General features: G+C 61.3%; 18 protein-coding genes and 2 tRNA genes. 16 read left to right on the forward strand and 4 right to left on the reverse strand.

Going from position 1 to position 22,215, the window contains the following annotated elements; all coding sequences use genetic code 11:
- Window positions 1-94 precede the first annotated feature (94 nt).
- From ftsH to IMX18_RS01035, 15 genes are all read left to right on the forward strand, one after another.
- Window positions 95-1,999 (forward strand): ATP-dependent zinc metalloprotease FtsH, encoded by a 1,905-nt coding sequence (gene ftsH, locus IMX18_RS00965; protein WP_015271861.1) that lies wholly within the window; start codon window positions 95-97, stop codon window positions 1,997-1,999.
- Window positions 2,000-2,007: 8 nt separating this feature from the next.
- Window positions 2,008-2,859, forward strand: coding sequence for a dihydropteroate synthase (gene folP, locus IMX18_RS00970; RefSeq protein ID WP_015271860.1), 852 nt, complete (start codon window positions 2,008-2,010; stop codon window positions 2,857-2,859).
- A gap of 16 nt (window positions 2,860-2,875) precedes the next feature.
- Window positions 2,876-4,216 (forward strand): phosphoglucosamine mutase, encoded by a 1,341-nt coding sequence (glmM, locus tag IMX18_RS00975; protein WP_061551381.1) that lies wholly within the window; start codon window positions 2,876-2,878, stop codon window positions 4,214-4,216.
- 65 nt (window positions 4,217-4,281) lie between these two features.
- Window positions 4,282-5,037: a triose-phosphate isomerase gene (gene tpiA / locus IMX18_RS00980; protein ID WP_217189965.1), complete on the forward strand. Its 756-nt coding sequence runs from the start codon at window positions 4,282-4,284 to the stop codon at window positions 5,035-5,037.
- A 4-nt stretch (window positions 5,038-5,041) separates the two neighbouring features.
- A complete protein-coding gene (gene secG / locus IMX18_RS00985) occupies window positions 5,042-5,440 on the forward strand; it encodes a preprotein translocase subunit SecG (RefSeq protein WP_015271857.1) in 399 nt (132 codons plus the stop codon).
- A gap of 21 nt (window positions 5,441-5,461) precedes the next feature.
- A tRNA-Leu gene (locus IMX18_RS00990) sits at window positions 5,462-5,547 on the forward strand.
- Between the two features lie 100 nt (window positions 5,548-5,647).
- Window positions 5,648-5,724, forward strand: a tRNA-Met gene (locus IMX18_RS00995).
- A 130-nt stretch (window positions 5,725-5,854) separates the two neighbouring features.
- Window positions 5,855-6,313, forward strand: coding sequence for a ribosome maturation factor RimP (gene rimP / locus IMX18_RS01000; RefSeq protein WP_003249960.1), 459 nt, complete (start codon window positions 5,855-5,857; stop codon window positions 6,311-6,313).
- 59 nt (window positions 6,314-6,372) lie between these two features.
- Window positions 6,373-7,854: a transcription termination factor NusA gene (gene nusA / locus IMX18_RS01005; protein WP_003258062.1), complete on the forward strand. Its 1,482-nt coding sequence runs from the start codon at window positions 6,373-6,375 to the stop codon at window positions 7,852-7,854.
- Between the two features lie 27 nt (window positions 7,855-7,881).
- Window positions 7,882-10,422 (forward strand): translation initiation factor IF-2, encoded by a 2,541-nt coding sequence (infB, locus tag IMX18_RS01010; RefSeq protein ID WP_015271856.1) that lies wholly within the window; start codon window positions 7,882-7,884, stop codon window positions 10,420-10,422.
- Between the two features lie 116 nt (window positions 10,423-10,538).
- Window positions 10,539-10,937, forward strand: a complete 399-nt coding sequence (gene rbfA, locus IMX18_RS01015) for a 30S ribosome-binding factor RbfA (protein WP_015271855.1) — start codon at window positions 10,539-10,541, stop codon at window positions 10,935-10,937.
- Window positions 10,938-10,940: 3 nt separating this feature from the next.
- Window positions 10,941-11,858 (forward strand): tRNA pseudouridine(55) synthase TruB, encoded by a 918-nt coding sequence (gene truB, locus IMX18_RS01020; RefSeq protein ID WP_013974284.1) that lies wholly within the window; start codon window positions 10,941-10,943, stop codon window positions 11,856-11,858.
- A gap of 147 nt (window positions 11,859-12,005) precedes the next feature.
- Complete coding sequence (gene rpsO, locus IMX18_RS01025; RefSeq protein WP_003249971.1) at window positions 12,006-12,275, forward strand: 30S ribosomal protein S15; 270 nt, start codon at window positions 12,006-12,008, stop codon at window positions 12,273-12,275.
- A gap of 250 nt (window positions 12,276-12,525) precedes the next feature.
- Window positions 12,526-14,631 (forward strand): polyribonucleotide nucleotidyltransferase, encoded by a 2,106-nt coding sequence (gene pnp / locus IMX18_RS01030; protein ID WP_015271854.1) that lies wholly within the window; start codon window positions 12,526-12,528, stop codon window positions 14,629-14,631.
- Between the two features lie 264 nt (window positions 14,632-14,895).
- Window positions 14,896-15,246 carry a BON domain-containing protein gene (locus tag IMX18_RS01035; protein ID WP_013974282.1) on the forward strand — a complete coding sequence of 117 codons (351 nt, stop codon included), beginning with the start codon at window positions 14,896-14,898 and terminating at the stop codon, window positions 15,244-15,246.
- Between the two features lie 78 nt (window positions 15,247-15,324).
- Here IMX18_RS01035 and IMX18_RS01040 read toward each other — a convergent pair whose 3' ends face one another.
- Complete coding sequence (locus IMX18_RS01040; protein ID WP_100413849.1) at window positions 15,325-15,627, reverse strand: heme-binding protein; 303 nt, start codon at window positions 15,625-15,627, stop codon at window positions 15,325-15,327.
- A gap of 60 nt (window positions 15,628-15,687) precedes the next feature.
- Here IMX18_RS01040 and IMX18_RS01045 point away from each other — a divergent pair, with 60 nt between their 5' ends.
- Window positions 15,688-16,101 (forward strand): VOC family protein, encoded by a 414-nt coding sequence (locus IMX18_RS01045; RefSeq protein ID WP_010955354.1) that lies wholly within the window; start codon window positions 15,688-15,690, stop codon window positions 16,099-16,101.
- 121 nt (window positions 16,102-16,222) lie between these two features.
- Here the strand turns inward: IMX18_RS01045 and IMX18_RS01050 are convergent, their stop codons facing one another.
- The 3 genes from IMX18_RS01050 to acs form a co-directional block, all read right to left on the reverse strand.
- On the reverse strand, window positions 16,223-19,159 hold the full coding sequence (locus IMX18_RS01050; protein ID WP_100413850.1) for a DUF748 domain-containing protein: 2,937 nt from the start codon (window positions 19,157-19,159) through the stop codon (window positions 16,223-16,225).
- Window positions 19,160-19,237: 78 nt separating this feature from the next.
- A complete protein-coding gene (locus tag IMX18_RS01055; protein WP_015271851.1) occupies window positions 19,238-20,107 on the reverse strand; it encodes an oxygenase MpaB family protein in 870 nt (289 codons plus the stop codon).
- A 42-nt stretch (window positions 20,108-20,149) separates the two neighbouring features.
- Complete coding sequence (acs, locus tag IMX18_RS01060) at window positions 20,150-22,084, reverse strand: acetate--CoA ligase (RefSeq protein ID WP_054573645.1); 1,935 nt, start codon at window positions 22,082-22,084, stop codon at window positions 20,150-20,152.
- Window positions 22,085-22,215 lie beyond the last annotated feature (131 nt).

Here is a 22,215-nt window from a genome sequence, read left to right on the forward strand (position 1 = left end):
GCTGCGTAGGTAATGTAGTAAGTTAGGGCGATGAATATCATGCGAGGAACGGCTGCGTCGTGCGCCGACCTCAGAGGGTAGCGAATTGAACGACATGGCAAAGAATCTGATCCTGTGGTTGATCATCGCAGCTGTCCTGGTGACAGTGATGAACAACTTCTCCAGCCCTAACGAGCCGCAGACCCTCAACTATTCCGACTTCATCCAGCAGGTCAAGGATGGCAAGGTCGAGCGTGTGACCGTCGACGGCTACATCATCACCGGCAAGCGCGCCGATGGCGACAATTTCAAGACCGTGCGTCCGGCCATTACCGACAACGGCCTGATTGGCGACCTGGTCGACAATCACGTCATCATCGAAGGCAAGCAGCCTGAGCAGCAGAGCATCTGGACACAGCTGCTGGTAGCGAGCTTCCCGATCCTGGTGATCATCGCCGTGTTCATGTTCTTCATGCGCCAGATGCAGGGCGGAGCGGGGGGCAAGGGCGGGCCGATGAGCTTCGGCAAGAGCAAGGCGCGCCTGTTGTCTGAAGACCAGGTCAAGACCACCCTGGCCGACGTTGCAGGTTGCGACGAAGCCAAGGAAGAAGTCGGCGAGCTGGTCGAGTTCCTGCGCGACCCGGGCAAGTTCCAGCGCCTGGGCGGTCGTATCCCGCGCGGCGTGCTGATGGTCGGCCCGCCCGGTACCGGTAAGACCTTGCTTGCCAAGGCCATCGCCGGCGAAGCGAAGGTGCCATTCTTCACCATTTCCGGTTCGGACTTCGTGGAAATGTTCGTCGGTGTCGGTGCCAGCCGTGTGCGCGACATGTTCGAACAGGCCAAGAAACACGCCCCGTGCATCATCTTCATCGACGAGATCGACGCCGTTGGTCGGCACCGTGGCGCAGGCATGGGTGGCGGTCACGACGAACGTGAGCAAACCCTCAACCAGTTGCTGGTGGAGATGGACGGCTTCGAGATGAACGATGGCATCATCGTCATCGCCGCTACCAACCGTCCGGACGTGCTCGACCCGGCGCTGCTGCGCCCCGGCCGCTTCGACCGTCAGGTAGTGGTGGGCCTGCCGGACATTCGTGGTCGTGAACAGATCCTCAAGGTACACATGCGCAAGGTGCCGGTCGGCGAGAACGTCAACCCGGCGGTCATTGCCCGTGGTACCCCTGGCTTCTCCGGTGCGGACCTGGCCAACCTGGTCAACGAGGCCTCGCTGTTTGCCGCGCGCGCCAACAAGCGCCTGGTCGAAATGAAAGAGTTCGAACTGGCCAAGGACAAGATCATGATGGGCGCCGAGCGCAAGACCATGGTCATGTCCGAGAAAGAAAAGCAGAACACTGCCTACCACGAGGCTGGCCACGCCATTGTCGGTCGCCTGGTGCCTGAGCACGATCCGGTCTACAAGGTTTCGATCATTCCGCGTGGCCGTGCCTTGGGCGTGACCATGTTCCTGCCGGAAGAAGACCGCTACAGCCTGTCCAAGCGCGCACTGATCAGCCAGATCTGCTCGCTGTACGGCGGCCGTATCGCCGAGGAAATGACCTTGGGCTTCGACGGCGTCACTACCGGTGCGTCCAACGACATCATGCGTGCCAGCCAGATCGCCCGCAACATGGTGACCAAGTGGGGCCTTTCCGAAAAACTCGGGCCGCTGATGTACGCCGAGGAAGAAGGTGAGGTGTTCCTGGGTCGCAGTGCTGCGAGCCAGCACGCCAGCGTTTCCGGCGAAACCGCCAAGCTGATCGACTCGGAAGTGCGCAGCATCATCGACCAGTGCTACGCCACGGCCAAGCAGCTGCTCACCGACAACCGTGACAAGCTCGATGCCATGGCCGAAGCGCTGATGAAGTACGAGACCATCGACGCCGAGCAGATTGACGATATCATGGCTGGCCGTACCCCCCGCGAACCGCGCGACTGGGATGATGACTCGGCTTCGGGCAAACCAGCTGCCCAGGGTGATCGCCCGGAATCGCCGATCGGCGGTCCAGCGGCTCAACACTAAGGGCATCTATGAGCTCAGTGCAGTACCCGACCCGGTTGCCTTGCGGCAACCGGGTTCTTGATTTGTCGCGTACCCATGTCATGGGTATTCTCAATATCACCCCTGATTCCTTCTCCGATGGCGGGCGCTTCAACCAGCGTGATGAGGCGTTGCGTCATGCCGAAGCTATGGTTGCCGCAGGTGCCACGCTGATCGACATCGGCGGAGAGTCCACGCGGCCGGGTGCGCGCGCGGTATCGGTGACCGAGGAGCTGGAGCGGGTAGCTCCCATGGTCGAGGCGATCAACAGCCGCCTCGATGTGGTCATCTCGGTCGATACCTCCACGCCAGCCGTCATGCGTGAATCGGCACGCCTCGGTGCAGGGTTGATCAACGACGTGCGTGCCCTGGAGCGCGATGGCGCCCTGGACGCAGCCGCGGATACCGGCCTGCCGGTGTGCCTCATGCACATGCGTGGCGAGCCGGGTAACATGCAGGACGACCCGCATTACGAAGATGTGACCGCCGACGTTACGCGCTACCTTGAACAGCGAATGGTCGCCTGCGCCGCGGCGGGCATCGACGCAAACAGAATCATCCTTGATCCGGGCTTCGGTTTCGCCAAGACACTGTCGCACAATCTGAGCCTGTTCAAGCACATGGAAGCGCTCTATCGCCTTGGGCGCCCGCTGCTGGTGGGTGTTTCACGCAAGAGCATGATCGGCCTGACGCTGGAACGTCCGGTTGGCGAGCGGTTGTATGGCAGCCTTGCGCTGGCGGCGTTGGCCATGACCAAGGGGGCGAGCATCCTTCGTGTCCATGACGTGGCCGAAACCGTTGATGTGGTGCGCATGATCGCTGCGGTGCAAAACGCCGAATAAGAACATTGGAGTCCCTATGAGCAGAAAATACTTTGGTACCGACGGCATTCGTGGCCGCGTCGGCGAATACCCGATCACGCCTGACTTCATGCTGAAGCTTGGCTGGGCGGCCGGCATGGCCTTCCGCAAGCAAGGCCACTGCCGAGTTCTGGTTGGCAAGGACACGCGTATCTCCGGCTACATGTTCGAGTCCGCACTCGAAGCCGGCCTGTCCGCGGCAGGTGCCGATGTGATGCTGCTCGGGCCGATGCCTACGCCGGCCATCGCCTACCTGACGCGTACCTTCCACGCCGAAGCCGGCATCGTCATCAGCGCCTCGCACAACCCGCACGATGACAATGGCATCAAGTTCTTCTCGGGCCAAGGGACCAAGCTACCGGACGAAGTCGAGTTGATGATCGAGGAATTGCTCGATCAGCCGATGACCGTTGTCGAGTCGGGCAAGCTGGGCAAGGTTTCGCGCATCAACGATGCAGCCGGCCGCTACATCGAGTTCTGCAAGAGCAGTGTGCCGACCAGCACCAGCTTCGACGGCCTCAAGCTGGTTGTCGATTGCGCCCACGGTGCCACCTACAAGGTCGCGCCAAGCGTTTTCCGCGAGCTGGGTGCCGAAGTGACCGTGCTGCATGCCCAGCCAGACGGCCTTAACATCAACGAAGGCTGCGGCTCGACTCACATCGAATCGCTTCAGGCAGCAGTGCTGGTAGGCCATGCCGACCTGGGCATTGCCTTTGACGGTGATGGCGACCGCGTGCTGATGGTCGACCACACCGGCGCCATCGTTGATGGTGACGAACTGCTGTTCATCATTGCTCGCGACCTGCAGGAGCGTGGCAAGCTGCAGGGCGGGGTGGTGGGCACGCTGATGAGCAACCTGGGCCTGGAGCTTGCGCTGAAGGAACTGGATATCCCGTTCGTGCGGGCCAAGGTCGGTGACCGTTACGTCATGGCTGAGTTGCTGGAGCGTGAGTGGCTGGTCGGTGGTGAAAACTCCGGTCACGTCGTGTGCTGCAATCACACCACCACTGGTGACGCGATCATCGCTGCGCTGCAGGTGCTGATGGCACTCAAGCGCCGTGGCGAAACCCTGGCCCAGGCTCGTCAGGCCCTGCGCAAGTGCCCGCAGGTGCTTATCAACGTGCGCTATGGCGCCAGCAAGGTCGACCCGCTGGAGCACCCGGCGGTCAAGGAAGCCAGTGCCAAGGTGACCGAGGCCTTGGCAGGCCGCGGCCGCGTGCTGCTGCGAAAATCCGGTACCGAGCCGTTGGTGCGGGTGATGGTCGAGGGCGAGGACGAAAGCCAGGTGCGTGCGCACGCAGAAGCGTTGGCCAAACTGGTCGGCGAAGTTTGTGTCTGAAGGCGCTTGCCAGCGCAGATAGGGTTGGGTACTATCTGCGCCCACTTTGACCGACGAGGTAAAGCATGCGTCGCCCTATGGTAGCTGGTAACTGGAAGATGCACGGTACCCGCGCTAGCGTCGCTGAGCTGACCGAAGGCTTGAGAAATCTGGCCTTGCCGAGCGGAGTGGAAGTCGTTGTATTTCCACCGGCCTTGTTCATCAATCAAGTGATCGATGGTCTGGCAGGTAAGGAAATTACTGTCGGCGCACAGAATTCTGCAGTACAACCCGAACAGGGTGCGCTGACCGGAGAAGTTGCTCCGGAACAGCTGGTTGAAGCAGGCTGCAAGTTGGTGTTGATTGGTCATTCGGAGCGTCGCCAGGTCATTGGTGAAACCGAGGAAGTGCTCAATCGCAAGTTTGCAGCGGCCCAGGCCAAAGGTTTGAAGCCAGTGCTTTGCATCGGGGAAACCCTTGAAGAGCGCGAGGCTGGCAAAACGCTCGAAGTTGTCGGGCGTCAACTAAGCAGTATCATCGAGGCATTCGGTGTTAAGGCTTTTGCCAATGCAGTAATTGCCTATGAGCCTGTATGGGCCATCGGTACCGGCCTTACGGCCACGCCACAGCAGGCCCAGGATGTGCACGCAGCCATCCGTAGCCAGTTGGCGGCAAAAGATGCTGAAGTGGCTGCGAAGGTGCAGTTGCTCTACGGCGGCAGCGTGAAGGCGGCCAATGCGGCCGAACTGTTCGGCATGCCGGATATCGATGGGGGGCTCATTGGTGGAGCTTCCCTGAACGCAGACGAATTCGGTGCAATTTGTCGCGCCGCAGGAAACTGAACAAATGCTGGAAACAGTCATCGTTGTTTTTCATCTGTTGGCAGCGCTGTCGCTTGTAGTGCTGGTTCTGTTGCAACAGGGTAAAGGTGCGGAAGCAGGTGCATCTTTCGGCGCGGGTGCTTCAAATACCGTGTTCGGGAGCCAGGGTTCTGCAACGTTTCTGAGTAAATTAACTGCTATACTCGCTGCCACTTTCTTTTTGACAGCACTTGGGTTAGGATACTTCGCGAAGCAACAAGCTCACCAGCTTAGCCAAGCAGGTCTTCCAGATCCAGCAGTGCTAGAAGTGAAAGAGCCGCAGAAACCGGCAGTTAATGATGATGTACCGGTGCTCCAGCAGCAGAAGAGCGAAACCACTCCTAACACGGGTGATGTACCTCCTCCGGCACAAGAGCAGAAGTAACGGGTTTCAAGTAGTAGTATTGCCGAGGTGGTGGAATTGGTAGACACGCAACCTTGAGGTGGTTGTGCCCATAGGGTGTAGGGGTTCGAGTCCCCTTCTCGGTACCAATTAAAGCTTGAGAGCCCGCTTTAGCGGGCTTTCTTGCAGGTGAAGGTTCGGATTTGACCCTCAAGAGGGTTCGGTCTTATACTTTTGCCCCAGCTTTGTCGCGGGGTGGAGCAGCTTGGTAGCTCGTCGGGCTCATAACCCGAAGGTCGTTGGTTCAAATCCAGCCCCCGCAACCAGCTTCAGCGGAGCCCCTTTTCAGGGGCTTTTTGCTAACCGAACAGTTTTCGGCGTCGTTGTCCAACGGCGCTTTCAGGGATGGGCGCTTCGCCCATTTTTTATTTGCACAGCATGCACGAGGGGGTTCAGGTGTCGAGCAAGCTAGAACAGTTGCAGGCCTTGTTGGCCCCGGTTGTCGAGGGTCTGGGCTATCAATGCTGGGGGATCGAATACGTTTCCCAGGGTAAGCATTCGGTACTGCGCATCTACATCGACAAGGAAGGCGGCATCCTGGTGGACGACTGCGAAGCGGTCAGCCGTCAGGCCAGCGCAATTCTCGATGTGGAAGATCCGATCAGCAGTGAATACACCCTCGAGGTGTCTTCTCCAGGCATGGATCGCCCACTGTTCACTCTGGAACAGTTTGCCTCGCATGCCGGCGAACAAGTGAAGATCAAGCTGCGCTCACCCTTCGAGGGTCGTCGTAACTTCCAGGGCCTTCTCCGCGGTGTGGAGGAGCAGGATGTGGTGGTCCAGGTGGACAATCAAGAATTCCTGTTGCCGATCGACTCGATCGACAAGGCCAATATTATTCCCAGTTTTGACTGAGACGTGCCGGGCCCGGCGGACTATCCGGGCCCAATGGCTTGCGCAAGGCGAGGCGTACGATGAGCAAAGAAGTACTGCTGGTTGTTGAATCGGTATCCAACGAAAAAGGTGTACCGCCCGGCGTCATTTTCGAAGCGCTGGAAGTGGCACTGGCCACTGCAACCAAAAAACGTTTTGAAGACGAAGTCGACCTGCGTGTGGAAATCAACCGCCACACCGGTAGCTACGAGACCTTCCGTCGCTGGACCGTGGTCGACGAAGCCGATCTTGATGATCCGGCGATCGAGACCTGGTTGAGCAAGATTCACGAAACCCACCCTGAAGCCAAGGTTGGTGACGTGATCGAAGAGAAGATCGAGTCCATCGAATTCGGTCGTATTGCCGCCCAGACCGCCAAGCAGGTCATCGTGCAGAAGGTCCGTGAGGCCGAGCGTGCCCAGGTGGTCGATGCCTACCGCGAGCGCGTTGGCGAGATCATCTCCGGTACCGTCAAAAAGGTTACCCGCGACAACGTCATCGTTGACCTGGGCAACAACGCCGAGGCCCTGCTGGCCCGCGAAGACATCATTCCGCGCGAGACCTTCCGTGTTGGCGTGCGCCTGCGTGCGCTGCTCAAGGAAATTCGCACCGAGAACCGTGGCCCACAGCTGATCTTGTCGCGCACCGCGCCACAGATGCTGATCGAGCTTTTCCGCATCGAAGTGCCGGAAATTGCCGAGGGCCTCATCGAAGTCATGGCTGCATCCCGTGATCCGGGTTCGCGAGCCAAGATCGCCGTCCGCTCCAAGGACAAGCGCATCGACCCGCAAGGCGCCTGTATCGGCATGCGTGGTTCGCGCGTCCAGGCCGTATCCGGGGAGTTGGGTGGTGAGCGTGTGGATATCGTCCTGTGGGACGATAACCCGGCGCAGTTCGTCATCAACGCCATGTCGCCGGCTGAAGTCGCGGCGATCATCGTTGATGAAGATGCCCATGCCATGGACATCGCCGTTGCCGAGGACAACCTGGCCCAGGCCATTGGTCGTGGCGGTCAGAACGTTCGCCTGGCCAGTCAGCTGACCGGCTGGACCCTGAACGTGATGACCGAGAAGGACATCCAGGCCAAGCAGCAGGCCGAAACCGGTGACATCCTGCGCAATTTCATCGATGAACTGGAAGTCGACGAGGAGCTGGCCCAAGTGCTGGTCGACGAAGGCTTCACCAGCCTCGAAGAAATTGCCTACGTACCGTTGGAAGAAATGCTCAACATCGATGGCTTTGACGAAGATATCGTCAACGAGCTCCGCGCTCGAGCCAAGGACCGTTTGTTGACCAAGGCCATCGCTACCGAAGAAAAACTGGCAGACGCCCATCCGGCTGACGACCTGCTCTCCCTCGAGGGTATGGACAAGGACCTGGCGGCGGAACTGGCGGTGCGCGGCGTGGTTAACCGCGAAGACCTGGCCGAGCAGTCGATCGACGATCTGCTCGACATCGACGGCATCGACGAAGAGCGTGCCGGCAAGTTGATCATGGCCGCCCGAGCCCACTGGTTCGAGTAATTAGGCGCGGCCTGAGGAGAGAAGTGCATGACGCAAGTCACGGTGAAAGAACTGGCCCAAGAGGTCGAGGCACCGGTAGAGCGCCTGCTGCAGCAGATGCGTGAGGCAGGTCTGCCGCACACCGACGCCGGTCAGGTAGTGACCGACAATGAGAAGCAGACCTTGCTGACTCATTTGAAGAGCAGCCACAAGAGCAAGGCGGAAGAGCCGCGCAAGATTACCTTGCAGCGCAAAACCACCAGCACCCTGCGTGTCGCCGGTAGCAAGAGCATCAGCGTAGAAGTACGCAAGAAGAAAGTATTCGTGCAGCGCAGCCCGGAAGAAATCCAGGCTGAGCAGAAGCGTGAGCTGGAAGAGCGCCGCGCGGCTGAAAACGCCGCTCGCGACAAGGTCGAGGCCGAAGTTCGCCAGCGCAACGAAGAGCAGGCTCGCCGTCAGGCCGCCGAAACCGCTGCTGCAGCCCCTGCGCCTGCCGCCAAGCCAGAGGCGGCACCTGCCGCTGCCCCGGCCCCGGTAGTTGCCGACGCCCCGGCGTCCGAAGACGCCGCAGCCCGTGCTGCCGAGCGCAAGAAGGACGAAGCCCGTCGCAACGAAGGCCGCACCCGTGACGAAGACCGTCGTGGTGGCGAGCGTCGTGGCGAGGCCCCGCGCGTGTCGATCAAGGTCAAGGTCAAGGAGAAGGAAAAGGCTCCGACTCCTCGCGCCGCACCGCGCACCACCGATGAAGAGAGCGATGGCGTACGCCGTGGCCGCGGTGGCAAGAGCAAGCTGAAGAAGCGCAACCAGCACGGCTTCCAGAACCCGACCGGTCCAGTCATCCGTGACGTGACCATCGGCGAGACCATCACCGTCTCGGAACTGGCCCAACAGATGTCGGTCAAGGCCGCTGAAGTGGTCAAGTTCATGTTCAAGCTGGGTACCCCGGTCACCATCAACCAGGTGCTCGACCAGGAAACCGCTCAGCTGGTCGCCGAAGAACTGGGCCACAAAGTGACCCTCGTCAGCGATACCGCCCTGGAAGACTCCCTGGCCGAATCGCTGAAGTTCGAAGGTGAAGTCGAATCGCGTGCGCCGGTCGTTACCGTCATGGGTCACGTTGACCACGGTAAGACCTCGCTGCTCGACTACATCCGTCGTGCCAAGGTTGCCGCTGGCGAAGCCGGTGGTATTACCCAGCACATCGGTGCCTACCACGTGGAAACCGACCGCGGCATGGTCACCTTCCTCGATACCCCAGGCCACGCTGCGTTCACCGCAATGCGTGCCCGTGGTGCCAAGGCTACCGACATCGTCATCCTGGTGGTGGCAGCGGACGACGGCGTGATGCCGCAAACCCGCGAAGCCGTTCAGCATGCCAAGGCAGCTGGCGTTCCGCTGGTGGTTGCAGTGAACAAGATCGACAAGCCGGGTGCCGATATCGATCGCATCCGCAACGAGCTTGCTGTCGAAGGCGTGACCTCCGAGGACTGGGGTGGTGATACTCCGTTCGTCAAGGTTTCGGCCAAGATGGGTACCGGCGTCGACGAACTGCTCGAGGCTGTCCTGCTGCAGGCCGAGATCTTGGAACTGACCGCTACCCCGACCGCTCCAGGTCGTGGTGTGGTTGTCGAATCTCGCCTGGACAAGGGCCGTGGCCCGGTGGCGACCATCCTGGTTCAGGACGGTACCCTGCGTCAGGGCGACATGGTCCTGTGCGGTTCCAACTATGGCCGCGTGCGCGCCATGCTCGACGAGAACGGCAAGCCTGTGAAGGAAGCCGGCCCGTCGATCCCGGTCGAAATCCTCGGCCTTGACGGTACCCCGGAAGCCGGTGACGAGCTGTCCGTGGTTGCCGACGAGAAGAAGGCTCGTGAAGTTGCCCTGTTCCGTCAAGGCAAGTACCGCGAGGTCAAGCTGGCCCGTGCTCACGCTGGCAAGCTGGAAAACATCTTCGAGACCATGGGTCAGGAAGAGAAGAAGACCCTCAACATCGTCCTCAAGACCGACGTGCGTGGTTCCCTGGAAGCACTGCAGGGTTCGCTGTCGGGCCTGGGCAACGACGAAGTTCAGGTGCGCGTGATCGGTGGCGGCGTCGGTGGTATCACCGAAAGCGACGCCAACCTGGCGCTGGCTTCGAATGCAGTACTATTCGGCTTCAACGTGCGTGCCGATGCCGGCGCGCGCAAGATCGTCGAGCAGGAAGGTCTGGATATGCGTTACTACAACGTGATCTACGACATCATCGAAGACGTCAAGAAGGCCCTGACCGGCATGCTCGGCAGCGATGTTCGCGAGAACATCCTGGGTGTCGCCGAAGTACGTGACGTGTTCCGTTCGCCGAAGTTCGGCGCCATCGCTGGCTGTATGGTCATCGAGGGTACCGTGTACCGCAACCGTCCGATCCGCGTACTGCGCGAAGACGTTGTGATCTTCGAAGGCGAACTGGAGTCGCTGCGTCGCTTCAAGGACGACGCCTCCGAAGTGCGTAACGGCATGGAGTGCGGTATTGGCGTGAAGAGCTACAACGACGTCAAGGTCGGCGACAAGATCGAAGTCTTCGAGAAAGTCCAGGTTGCTCGTACCCTTTAAGGGTGAGCAGGGCGCCAGCCCCCGCCGCAGGGCGGTGGGCAGTGCCTCAGTAGGTAGCGCCCGGTCAGGCTTCAGCCTGACCGGGCGTTTGCCGCTTTAAGTTACAGGTAGCAAGAATGGCAAAAGAATATAGCCGTACCCAACGCATCGGCGACCAGATGCAGCGCGAGCTGTCGGAGCTGATCCGCCGTGAAGTCAAAGACCCGCGCGTCGGCCTGGTGACCATCACGGCCGTCGATGTCAGCCGTGATCTTGGCCACGCCAAGGTGTTCATCACCGTGATGGGCCAGGACGGCGCCGACGCCGTACCGCAGACCCTCAAGGCCCTGACCAGCGCCGCGAGCTTCCTGCGCCTGCACCTGGGCCGTGTGATGCAACTGCGCAGCGTGCCGCAACTGCATTTCCACTTCGACGAAAGCGTCAGCCGTGGTGCCCACCTGTCGGCACTGATCGAGCGCGCGGTCGCCGAAGACCGTCTGCACAAGGATGGCGACAAGCTGGACGCCGAGGAGTAAGCGGTGGCCCAGGTCAAACGTATCCGCCGCAACGTCAGCGGCATCATCCTGCTCGACAAGCCGCTGGGCTTCACCTCCAACGCCGCCCTGCAAAAGGTGCGCTGGCTGCTCAATGCGGAAAAGGCCGGGCACACCGGCAGCCTCGATCCGCTGGCAACCGGCGTGCTGCCGCTGTGCTTTGGCGAAGCGACCAAGTTTTCGCAGTACCTGCTCGATTCCGACAAGGGCTACGAAACGGTCATGCAGATGGGGCAGACTACCAACACCGGCGATGCCGAAGGTGAAGTGCTGCAGACCCGTGAGGTGACCGTTGGTCGCGCCGACATCGAGGCCCTGCTGCCGCGTTTTCGTGGCCAGATCAGCCAGATACCGCCGATGTACTCGGCGCTCAAGCGTGATGGCCAGCCGCTTTACAAGCTGGCACGTGCAGGAGAGGTAGTGGAGCGCGAGGCGCGTTCTGTTACTATTGGCCGCTTGGAGTTGCTCGAGTGCGAAGGCACCCGTGCACGGCTGAGCGTAGGATGCAGCAAAGGCACCTATATCCGCACCCTGGTGGAGGATATCGGTGAGGCCCTTGGCTGCGGCGCCTATGTCGCCGAGCTGCGCAGGACCCAGGCCGGGCCTTTCGCGCTGGCACAGACGGTCACCCTCGAGGAACTCGAACAGGCCCACGCCGAAGGTGGCAACGAAGCGCTCGACCGCTTCCTGATGCCTTCGGACAGCGGCCTGCAGGACTGGCCACTGGTGTGCCTGTCCGAGCACAGTGCGTTCTACTGGCTGCATGGGCAGGCGGTACGCGCGCCGGATGCGCCACAATTTGGCATGGTCCGGGTACAGGATCACAATGCGCGCTTCATCGGTATCGGTGAAGTGAGCGAAGACGGGCGCATTGCGCCGCGTCGACTGATTCGGTCGGAATGACCGAAACCGCGGGGTCGGGCAATTGCCAGGCCCCACGGCACCAAGGGTGGCTGTCAGTAGGCACGGTCACACCTTTTTTATTAATACAGGGATTTGTCCCTGGCCTATTGGACCCCGCATGCGGGATCCGTTATCAGGAGAAGCCAAATGGCCCTCAGCGTTGAAGAAAAAGCTCAGATCGTTGCCGAATACCAGCAAGCCGCCGGCGATACCGGTAGCCCGGAAGTGCAGGTTGCTCTGCTGACCGCCAACATCAACAAGCTGCAAGGCCACTTCAAGGCCAACGACAAAGACCACCACTCCCGTCGTGGTCTGATCCGTATGGTCAACCAGCGTCGTAAGCTGCTGGACTACCTGAAGGGCAAAGACACCACTCGTTACAGCGCCCTGATCGGTCGCCTGGGTCTGCGTCGCTAATAGCGGCTTGGCCAGTGGTGTGCATGGCGTGTCGCAGGCTTCGGCAGGGCTGTTTTGCAGTGCTGCCGTTGGACACGCCACGCGTATCTCCGAGGTTGGCAGCCTGGCAATGCTGAGCGGATTTTCCGCTTGGTGCCAGGCTCCCAGCCTCGTGTTGTATCTGGACGGTCAATGGGGCCGATTCCCCGTTCTGCCCAAGAATTCGCAAGAAACCAGTTCCCCCAGAGCCACTGAAAAAAGGTAGGAAACCGTGAACCCGGTAATCAAGACATTCCAGTTCGGTCAGTCGACCGTTACTCTCGAAACGGGCCGTATTGCCCGTCAGGCAACCGGCGCCGTGCTGGTTACCGTCGACAACGACGTCACCGTGCTGGTGACCGTGGTCGGTGCCAAACAGGCCGATCCAGGCAAGGGCTTCTTCCCGCTGTCGGTCCACTACCAGGAAAAGACCTACGCCGCCGGCAAGATCCCGGGTGGCTTCTTCAAGCGTGAAGGCCGTCCTTCCGAGAAAGAGACCCTGACCTCGCGCCTGATCGACCGTCCGATCCGTCCGCTGTTCCCGGAAGGCTTCATGAACGAAGTGCAGGTTGTCTGCACCGTGGTTTCCACCAGCAAGAAGACCGACCCGGACATCGCTGCGATGATCGGTACCTCGGCCGCCCTGGCCATCTCCGGCATTCCGTTCGAAGGCCCGATCGGCGCCGCTCGCGTTGCCTTCCACGAAAGCACCGGCTACCTGCTGAACCCGACCTACGAGCAACTGGCTGCCTCGAGCCTGGACATGGTCGTTGCCGGTACCGAATCGGCTGTACTGATGGTTGAGTCGGAAGCCAAAGAGCTGACCGAAGACCAGATGCTGGGCGCCGTGCTGTTCGCCCACGACGAATTCCAGGCCGTGATCCAGGCCGTCAAGGAACTGGCTGCCGAAGCCGGCAAGCCGACCTGGGACTGGCAGCCAGCCCCGGCCAACGTCGAGCTGATGAACCTGGTACGCGCCGAGTTCGGCGAAGCCGTTTCGCAGGCCTACACCATCATTCAGAAGGCTGACCGCTACAACCGCCTGGGCCAGCTGCGCGACGAGGCTGTTGCCCGTCTGAGCAACGAAGAGACCGGCCCGTCCGCCAGCGCCATCAAGGAAATCTTCGGCGAGCTGGAATACCGCACCGTCCGTGAGAACATCGTCAACGGCAAACCGCGTATCGACGGTCGTGACACCCGCACCGTGCGCCCGCTGAACATCGAAGTCGGCGTATTGCCGAAGACTCACGGTTCGGCGCTGTTCACCCGTGGCGAAACCCAGGCCCTGGTCGTTGCGACCCTGGGTACTGCCCGTGACGCCCAGCTGCTGGACACCCTGGAAGGCGAGAAAAAAGACCCGTTCATGCTGCACTACAACTTCCCGCCATTCTCGGTGGGTGAGTGCGGCCGCATGGGCGGCGCTGGCCGTCGTGAAATCGGCCACGGCCGTCTGGCCCGTCGTGGCGTGCAGGCCATGCTGCCGAGCGACAGCGAGTTCCCGTACACCATCCGCGTGGTATCGGAAATCACCGAATCCAACGGTTCCAGCTCCATGGCTTCGGTCTGTGGTGCTTCCCTGGCCCTGATGGACGCTGGTGTACCGATGAAGGCACCGGTTGCCGGTATCGCCATGGGCCTGGTCAAGGAAGGTGACAAGTTCGCCGTCCTGACCGACATCCTGGGTGACGAAGACCACCTGGGCGACATGGACTTCAAGGTAGCCGGTACCGCCAAGGGTGTTACCGCGCTGCAGATGGACATCAAGATCAACGGTATCACCGAAGAGATCATGGAGATCGCCCTGGGCCAGGCCCTGGAAGCGCGCCTGAATATCCTCGGCCAGATGAACCAGATCATCGCCCAGTCGCGTAGCGAGCTGTCGGCCAACGCCCCGACCATGATCGCGATGAAGATCGACACCGACAAGATCCGTGACGTCATCGGTAAAGGCGGCGCCACCATTCGCGCCATCTGCGAAGAGACCAAGGCTTCGATCGACATCGAAGACGATGGCTCGATCAAGATCTTCGGCGAAACCAAGGAAGCGGCAGATGCTGCCAAGCAACGCATCCTGGGCATTACCGCCGAAGCCGAGATTGGCAAGATCTACGTCGGCAAGGTCGAGCGCATCGTCGACTTCGGTGCGTTCGTAAACATACTGCCTGGCAAGGACGGACTGGTGCACATCTCCATGCTGAGCGATGCTCGCGTCGAGAAAGTCACCGACATCCTGAAAGAAGGCCAGGAAGTCGAAGTACTGGTACTGGACGTGGACAACCGCGGCCGTATCAAGCTGTCGATCAAAGACGTTGCCGCGGCCAAGGCCTCGGGCGTCTGATGATTGCCTCGTAGTAGAAAGAAAGGCCCCGCAAGGGGCCTTTTTTTATGGCTGTACGGAACCTTTTGCGGACTTGCATCTTGCAAGTAGTTTTATCGTGCGGATTGCAGAATGCACGACATCGGCCAAATCTAAATTTGGCTAACTTGTTGATTTAAAAGGAAACAAGCGAGACGGAAAAGCTGGCACAGCGCATGCAACTACCTCCATATCTGACGCCAGGACATACGGCGCAGACCTTTCGAAAAAACAGGAGTGACTCACATGAAGAAGTTCGCCATTGCTGCCGCTACTGCTACCGCCCTGACCCTGACCATGGCTAACGGCGCATTCGCTGCGGAGCCAACCCAGGCTCCAGTCATGTTGGCTGCCAACACCGTGGATAACGCCAAGCAGGAAGGTTCCGACACCTGGATCACTACCAAGGTGAAAGCGGACCTGCTGACTGAAAAAGGTATTCCAGGCAGCGACATCAAAGTCGAGACCAGCCAAGGCGTCGTCTCGCTGTCGTCTGACGTGGCGATCACTCAATCCCAGAAAGAAGAAGCAGTACGCATCACCAAGAACATCAAAGGCGTGAAAAGCGTCATGTCTGACGGCCTGAAAGCCGAATAAGGAATGTCCCGTCGGCCAAACGGATTTGGCCACCTTCGCTCCGAGCCCCGGCTATTTGCCGGGGCTTTTCATTGGCGGCTAGTACACCGGGTTACGCGCGATCACATCGCTCTCGAAGCATTCTTGCTCGACGATCAGCGGCTCGACCAATGGCCGGCTATCGCGAAAGTGCGCGGTTTGGGTATGCGCTTCATAGGCTGCATCGTCGCGGTAGATCTCGTACAGGTAGATCACCTCCGGGTCGACCCGGTCTTGCGACACATCGAATGCCAGGCAACCAGGTTCAGTGGCGACTGAGGCCGCGGCATTGACCTTGATCGCAGTGAGAAAATCCTCGGCGCAACCGGGCTTCACTCGGGTCTTGATGAACAGGCTATACACAAGGTTCTCCTTTTGTTTTAAATTCTACTGTGAATTGTATACAAAAATGGAGCTTCGCCAATGTCCGAATTGCCTGCACGCCCTGGTCGCTTGAACGGCCTGCGCCATATTGCCTTGTTGGTGCCCAACCTGGAGGAGTGCGAACGCTTCTACGTCGATGTGCTGGGCATGGAGGTGCTGAACCGCGCCAACGAAGACCTGGTGTATCTCACTTGTGGTAACGACAACCTGTCGCTGGGGCGCGGGGCAGGGGCGGCCAATGGTTTGCAGACCCTGGACCACTATGGGTTCATCGTCGATAGCGTGGAGGAGCTGGAGGCCTGGTACCAGTATTTCAAGGCCCATGGAGTGACCCTGCTGGACCGGCCGTTCAACCATGGTGACGGGGCGCGCAGCTTCCACCTGCTGGACCCGGCAGGGAACAAGGTGCAGCCGTTGTACCACCCGGCGGTGTCGGGGCAGCGGTTGGTGTGAAGCCTGTACCGGCCTCTTCGCGGGCTTGCCCGCTCCCACAGGGACCGTACACAGTTCAAGGCCTGTGCAGTACCAGTGGGAGCGGGCAAGCCCGCGAAGAGGCCAGACCTGCTAGTAGAAGTTATTCGGCATCCAGATGCATCGGCGTCACCACCCGACCATCGCTCTCGGCCTGGCCCAGACTGGTATCGATGAAGTACACCCGGTCATCTTCCAGCTGGCCTTTGTCTACCAGGTAATCCTTGATGCTGCTGGCCCGCTCCTGGCCAAGTGTGCGCAGCAGCGCAGTACTTTCGGCCCAGGACTTGATCACCGCCTCGCGCAGCTTGGCGGTGCGCTCGTCGCGGCCCAGTTGCTCCCATTCCGCAGGCGGCTGTTGCTTCAGGCGGTTACGGTAGATGCCTTCGAGCATCGCCGGTTTTTCGCTGTCGTCGACCACCAGCATCGAGGCATTGGCCGGCACCTTGTCACCGCGGCGCTGCAGGATCTTGTACCAGGTGGCCTGGTACTCACGCTCCAGGCGCTGCTGGGCGATCAGCGGGCCGTCGCTGGCCTGGGCGCTGGTGCCTTCGATTTCCAGGCGCAGCTCCGGGCGTTCCTTCAGGGCCGACGCCAATTTGTCCAGCGATGCCTGGGCGTCGCCACTAAGCTCGCTGGAGCCCGGGGCGAAGGACACATTGCCCAGATCTTCCGAGCCACCGCCGGCAACCAGCCCGCCAATGAACTTGAACGGCGCCTGCGCCGCACGCAACACCAGGTTGCGCAGGGTTTGCCAGACGATCGGCATCACGCTGAACTGCGGGTTGTTGAGGTCTCCGGATACCGGCAGCTCGATCGAGATCTTGCCTTCTGTATCCTTCAGCAGTGCCACCGCCAGGCGGATAGGGAGGTCCACTGCGTCCGGGCTGTCGACCTTCTCGCCCAACTGCAACTGCTCAACCACCACCTTGTTCTCGGCCTTCAGCTGGCCATTGGTGATCAGGTAATGCAGGTCGAGGTTGAGCCGGCCCTTGCGGATACGGAAGCCGGCGAACTTGCCGGAGTAGGGGGTGAGTGTGGTCAGCTCGACCCGCTTGAAGCTGGTGGCGATGTCCAGGCTGGCCAGCGGGTTGAACGGGTTGAGGGCGCCTTTGATGGTGACCGGCGCGTAGCGGTCGACCTTGCCCTTGACGTCGACCTTGGCCGGCACAGGCTTGCGGTTGTCGATGGTGCCGATTCGACCGTTCAGCTGCTGGATGGCCGTGGCGAAGTTGGGGGTGAGGGACAGGTCGGCGAAGTTGGCCGAGCCGTCGTTGATGTCGATCTGGCCTATGTGGATGCCCAGCGGCTTGTCGTTGCCGGCGGAGGCCGGCTTGGCCTGGCTGGTCGCCGGGGCGCCGGCCGGCTGCGGGATCAGCAGGTCGTTGATGTTGGTCGTGCGGTCTTCGTTGATGATGAAACGCGCATAGGGTTGCAGCAGGGTCACTTTGTCGATCGACAGCGCATCGCCGTGCACGTAGGACAGGCCGTCGACGTTCACCTGTTGCCATTTGACGAAGTCACGGCTCTTGATGGTGTCGAGGGTGTGCAGCTGGCTGACCTGTGCCTTGCCGGCAACACTGAAGGCCAGTGGTGAGGTGTTCTTCAGGTCGACCTTGAGGTCGCTGGCGAGCATGCCGCTGCGCAGCTCCAGCAGGATGAACGGGCTGATATAGGCCTGGGCCACTCGCAGGTCGATATCGCGGGTGCTCACGTCCAGCTTGGCCCAGATGGGCGCCAGGTTGACCTGGCCGGCCGCCTGAAGCTTGCCTTGCTTGCCCACGCCGGTATCGAGCTTGAGGGTAAAGGGCGACTTGTTGAGACTGTCGAAACCTTGCAGGTCGGCGTTGAGCGGGCCGACGTCGAGGGCCACCGGCTCCTTCTGAGTACGGTCCGCCAGGTGCACCAGGTAGTTACGCAGTTGCACGTCCTTGAGCAGCACCTGCCAGGGTTTGCTCGGCTCCTTGGCGGCTTGCTGTTCGGGCGTGGGCTCGGCGGCGGCCGGTTCGGCCTTTTCCTTCGGCGTAGCCTTGGCCGGCTGGCTGGCGAACAGTTTCTGCCAGTCGAGCTGGCCGTCCTTTTCCAGCGCGGCCCAGGTTTCCAGTTTTTCGCTGCGGATCTTGCCCACGGTGACCAGCTGCTTGACCAGGTCGACCGAGGTTTCGCTTACTTCCAGGCTGGCCAGGCGTGCCAGCGGGCGGCCATCCGGGGCCTTGATGGCAAAGGGGGCGATGCGCACCGACGCGTTGTCCAGCAACAGTTCGGTCTGCTTGGCGAGGTTGAGCTTGTAGTGGGTGTCGAGGCTGACCACGCCGTCTTCCAGCACCAGTGGCACGGCATCGCGCACATAGGGCCAGAATGCCTTCATCTTGCCTTCGGTGATCTTCAGTGTGCCTTCAGAGGCGATTGGCGCCAGGCTAAGGGTGCCTTTCCAGTCGATGCGCCCGCCGTTGGGGCCGATGGCCACCAGGGTCATGTCGGCATTGTCGTTGGGCAGGGTGCTGAGGTTTTTCAGCTCCAGGTTCATGTTGTCGTAGAGGAACTCGATCGGCTCGCTCGGGCGCAGGTCCTCGAAGTGCAGGTAGCCATCGCTGAGCTTGATGCTGCCGATGCGTAGCGGGAACGGGTCGCTGGGTGGCTCGTCAGGCTTGGCTTCGCTGGCTGGCAGTTTGAACAGGCGGGTCAGGTTGAGAGTACCGTCCTTGGCGAACAGCACTTCGTTGCGCGGTTTGACCAGTTCCACTGCATCCATGTGCAGGGCACCGCTCCACAGGCTGTCGAGCGAAAGGTTGGCGTACAGCCGGTCGAAGCCGACCTGCTCCTTGCCAGGCTCGCCGATCTGCAGGCCCCACAGTGTCAGTTCGAGGCTGAAGGGGTTGAGTTCGATCCGTTCGAGGTGGGCAGGCACGGTTGCGTATTGGGCCAACTGTTGGTTGGCGATGCGCAGCGCGACACCGGGGAGAACGAAAAAGCCAAGAAGGCTGTAGAGGGCTACCAGGGCCAGCAGTGCGCCAGCGGCGCGAGTCAATCCTTTGTACATGTGTCGCTTCGTCTGTCTAAGCAGGAGAGCTTGGAGTATGGCACGTTAAATCAGTTCCGCTGAGGCGACCAGTTGACCTCATTCGATGCCCATGCGCCGTTTGGCCCGGTGCGCTGAGCCGTCGCGCATCGCCCAGCGCAGTACTGGCGCGGTGCGTTGCAGGCCCAAGCGGATCATGCGCCGCTGCAACGGACCGTGCTGTAGCCCGAGCATGGTCTGGGCCCAGCCCGGCAGCAGGTCGATGCCGGCGTGCAGCATCAGCTTGCCCACCGGCTGTGCCAGGCGGCTGGGGGCGGGGGCATCGAGCAGGATGCCGACCACCTCATGGCTGCGTGCGTCGCAGTGCAACTGGGGGCGCATGCGCTGCAGATAGTCCTCGACCTGCTGGCACGAGCGCGGCACGTCGCGGGCGCCAAGGCGCTCGGCAATCAATGCGATCTCTGCGTAGTAGGCATCCTGCTCGGCGCGCGCTAGTTGCGGGTTGCGGTAACGCAGGTGGGCGGCGAGAAAGCTGCTGACTTCCGCCACGTGCACCCAGGTCAGCAGGTCCGGGTCGCTGGCCGCATACGGGCGGCCATCCGGCGCGGTGCCGGTTACCTGCAGGTGGATGGTGCGCACCTTGTCGATCAGCCACTCGGCATCGCGGGTGGCGCCGAAGGTGGTGCCGGAGATGAATTGGCTGGTACGGCGCAGGCGGCCGAGCAGGTCTTCACGGAAGTTGGAATGGTCCCACACCCCGGCCAGGGCCAGCGGGTGCAGCAACTGCAGCATGAGGGCACTGATGCCACCGACCAGCATGCTCGGGAAGTCGCCATGTACCCGCCAGCTGATGCTGTGCGGGCCGAACAGCCCGGGGTCGCCCTTGGGCGATTCCAGGTCGAGCTGGCCGAGGGCCAGCCCGGTAAGGCTCATGACCTGGGTTTCGATGCGGCGGCGAAGGGCTTCCATGGCGACCTGTGGTTCAGGGCGGCCATGGGCAACGGCCGCCGGTTACTGGTTGAGGCGTTTGTCGATCAGGCCCTGCACCACGCTGGGGTCGGCCAGGGTCGAGGTATCGCCCAGGTTGTCGAGTTCGTTGCAAGCGATCTTGCGCAGTATACGCCGCATGATCTTGCCTGAGCGTGTCTTGGGCAGCGCCGGAGCCCACTGGATCAGCTCGGGTTTGGCGAAACTGCCGATTTCCTTGCTGACCAGGGCCAGTAGCTCGGCCTTGAGCGCGTCGTCCGGCGTTACACCATTCATCGGTGTGACGAAGGCGTAAACGCCTTGGCCCTTGAGGTCGTGGGGGTAACCGACCACCGCCGCTTCGGCAACGCTGTCATGCAGCACCAGCGCGCTTTCCACTTCGGCGGTACCGATACGGTGACCGGAAACGTTGATCACGTCATCGATACGCCCGGTGATCCAGTAGTCTCCATCGGCATCGCGGCGGGCACCGTCGCCGGTGAAGTAATAGCCGGGCATCGGCTTGAAGTAGGTGTCGACCATGCGCTGATGGTCGCCATAGACGCTACGGATCTGCCCGGGCCAGCTGGCCTTGATCACCAGCAAGCCGGCACCGGGGCCTTCGATGAGCTTGCCCTTTTCGTCCAGCAGCACTGGTTGCACGCCGAACATGGGCTGGGTGGCACAGCCGGGCTTGAGCGACTGCGAGCCGGGCAACGGGGTAAGCATGATGCCGCCGGTTTCGGTCTGCCACCAGGTATCGACGATGGGGCAGCGCTTTTGCCCGACTTCTTCGAAATACCACTCCCAGGCTTCCGGGTTGATTGGCTCGCCGACGCTGCCCAGCAGGCGCAGGCTCTGGCGTGAAGTACTCTGCAGCGGCGCGGAGCCTTCGCGCATCAGCGCGCGCAGGGCGGTCGGGGCGGTGTAGAAGATGTTCACCTTGTGTTTGTCCACCACTTGCCAGAAGCGCGAGGTGTCCGGGTAGTTGGGCACGCCTTCGAACATCAGCGAGATCGCGCCATTGGCCAGCGGACCATAGACGATGTAGCTATGGCCGGTGACCCAGCCGACATCGGCGGTGCACCAGAACACCTCGCCGTCACGGTAGTCGAACACCACCTTGAAGGTGAGGGTGGCCTGCAGCAGGTAGCCGCCGGTAGTGTGCAGCACGCCTTTGGGTTTGCCGGTGCTGCCGGAGGTGTAGAGGATGAACAGCGGGTCTTCGGCACCCATCGGCTCGGGACTGCAGTCGTCGCCGGCCTTTTCCGTTGCCTCGTGGTACCAGAAGTCACGGCCTTCGGCCCAGACGACATCGCCGCCGGTGCGGCGCACCACAAATACGCTGCTGACCGCAGGGCAGCTGGCCAGGGCCTTGTCGACGTTCTGTTTCAGCGGGATGCGTTTGCCGCCGCGCACGCCTTCATCGGCAGTGATCACCGTACGGCAGTCGGCATCAAGGATACGGTCGCGCAGGGCATCTGGCGAGAAGCCGCCGAACACCACCGAGTGGATGGCACCGATGCGGGTGCAGGCAAGCATGGCGAAGGTGGCCTCGGGGATCATCGGCATGTAGATGCACACCCGGTCGCCTTTCTTTACCCCGCGTGCTTTCAGCGCATTGGCCAGGCGGCAGACCTGGCGGTGCAGTTCGCGGTAGGTGATGGCCTTGGAATCCTTGGGATCGTCGCCTTCCCACAGCAGGGCAGTCTGTTCGCCGCGTCGGGCCAGGTGGCGGTCGATGCAGTTGTAGCTGACGTTGAGCTGGGCGCCGTCGAACCAGCGGGCGCTGCCGGTCTTCAGGTCGCATTGCTGCACGCTCGACCAGGGCTTGATCCAGTCCAGGCGCTTGGCCTGTTCGGCCCAGAAGGTGTCGGGGTCATCCACCGACTGGCGGTAGAGGCGGCGGTACTCGTCGGGGGTTAGGGCGGCGGACTGGCTGACGGCCAGGGCCTGAGGGTAGTTGCGGATATCGAACATGGCGGGTGGTCCTGCTCTTGTAAGGGGCGATGGACTGCAACGGCTATTCGATAGGACAGTGTAGCCAGAGGTGATGTTCCTTGAGGGTAGACTCGGTCCCTGTAGGAGCGGCCTTGTGTCGCGATGGGCCG

The organism is Pseudomonas shirazica (assembly GCF_015168335.1).
Classification (GTDB): Bacteria; Pseudomonadota; Gammaproteobacteria; order Pseudomonadales; family Pseudomonadaceae; genus Aquipseudomonas; species Aquipseudomonas asiatica.